The 786-nt window shown below is 37.4% G+C and carries 1 pseudogene; it reads right to left on the bottom strand.

Annotated features, from left to right (window positions below):
• Nucleotides 1-509 precede the first annotated feature (509 nt).
• Nucleotides 510-786 (bottom strand): annotated as a pseudogene (locus HYI04_RS16790) (mobilization protein (MobL-like)); the annotation flags it as partial.

Raw genomic sequence — 786 nt, 5'->3', positions numbered from 1 at the left:
ATATACTGCTAAAGGTAGGGATATATACTGCTAAAGGTAGGGGGTGATCCTCTATAACCCTTTATCTACAAGCCTTTAAGGTAGGCTAAAAACATTAAAAACTATTAAAAACATTAAAAACATCAATTAAGAAAAATTGCCCTTGGTTTTCGCTACGCTCAAACTCTATTGAATCTCGCTTTCGCTCGATTCTAGGGACAATTTTTTGGTTAATACATATATCAATTTAAAAAAATCAAAAGCAATAATGCATTCGCTTTGCTCATGCTTTTTGAAAAGCAAAAACTTCATTGTGACGCTCGTAGACACTTGCTAAAGAAACTCTCTAATAACACCTAAAAAGCGGTTTTTCAGAGGGGGGAATAAGCGAACTTTCATTGTGACGCTCGTAGACACTCGCTAAAGGCTCTCATTTGAGGTCTAAGAGCTTTTACTCTTATAGACTATGGTTTCCCTACATTTTTAGTAAAAGTCGCTAAAAACCCCGGTTTTTTGCGTTTAAACAGGGTTTACCAAGGTGTGTAATCGTTATCATTGTCTTGTTCTGGCTTTTTAGGCTCATTTTTCTGCTGTTTCTCCAATTCTTGGCGTCTTAAAAATGCCATATGTTCTTGTTCTCGCCTTTCTTGCTCATAGACATAGAGTTGTTCTTGTTGTTCTCGTTCTTTACGCAACTGCTGTTCCCTCAATTCATGATCTTTTCGGTCGTTTTCGAGCTGTATCGCTCTTTTTTGGGAAAACTCTTGCTGCGCTTCGGTCTCAATTTTTTTTGTAAAAGCCGCATGC

This window comes from Acinetobacter sp. SwsAc2 (assembly GCF_013391465.1).
GTDB classification, from domain to species: domain Bacteria; phylum Pseudomonadota; class Gammaproteobacteria; order Pseudomonadales; family Moraxellaceae; genus Acinetobacter; species Acinetobacter johnsonii.
Note: the sequence above shows the minus strand (reverse complement) of the source record. Positions and strands in the feature narration are given on the sequence as shown.